A 750-nucleotide genomic window follows, 5' to 3' on the forward strand; every position below is an offset into this window, starting at 1 on the left:
TTCGTGAGCAATTAGAAAACGCCCGTCAAGGTCAGTCGCAGGCGGGTGGCAATGAGCAAGAATTTGAGGCTGCCCACCGGAAGCTAGAAGCCGAGATGCGTCGTCATGAGGCTGAAATGCGGCGGTTGGAAGCCGAAATGCGGGCCCACGAAGGCGAGATGCGTCGCCACGAAGGAGAAATGCGCCGTTCGGAGGCAGAACTAGGGCGGCGCCCAACTACTGTAACAGGAAGCGCACTTCGGGGTGGTATCACCAGCATGGAAGAAACTTTGCGCCGGGAACTGCGCAAGGATGGCATTCTCAAAGACGACAACAATTTTCAGTTTAGCCTGAGCGGTACTGCACTGACCGTAAACGGTAAAAAGCAGTCGGCAGCCCTGCGCGACAAGTACCTGAAGCTGGTAGAAAAGCAGACCGGCCGTAAGCTAGGCCCCAAAAACTCCTACGTAATTAACCGCCAGACTTCGAGCCGCACTACCAGCCGCACGATGCCAGCTCCTCCCGCACCGCCGGCCCCACCTGCTCCGTCGGCCCCAGGCGTGCCCGATGTGCCGCTGCCGCCCCGGGCCCCTAGCGCGCCCAAGCTCGACTCCGACCAGATTCGTGCTGAGTTGCGCAAAGATGGCTTGCTCAGCACCGATGAAAAAGGCTTCCAATTTCAACTCAACGACTCGGGCCTGACCGTGAACGGCAAGAAGCAGCCCCAAGCTGTAGCCGATAAATACCGTAAGCTGCTGGATATTCCCGAGG

At 58.7% G+C, this 750-nt stretch carries 1 protein-coding gene; it reads left to right on the forward strand.

Going from position 1 to position 750, the window contains the following annotated elements; translation table 11 throughout:
• On the forward strand, nt 1-750 hold a 750-nt coding region (locus VI25_RS25420), incomplete at both ends, for a hypothetical protein (RefSeq protein ID WP_201783378.1).

Source organism: Hymenobacter sp. AT01-02 (assembly GCF_000961955.2).
GTDB classification, from domain to species: domain Bacteria; phylum Bacteroidota; class Bacteroidia; order Cytophagales; family Hymenobacteraceae; genus Hymenobacter; species Hymenobacter mucosus.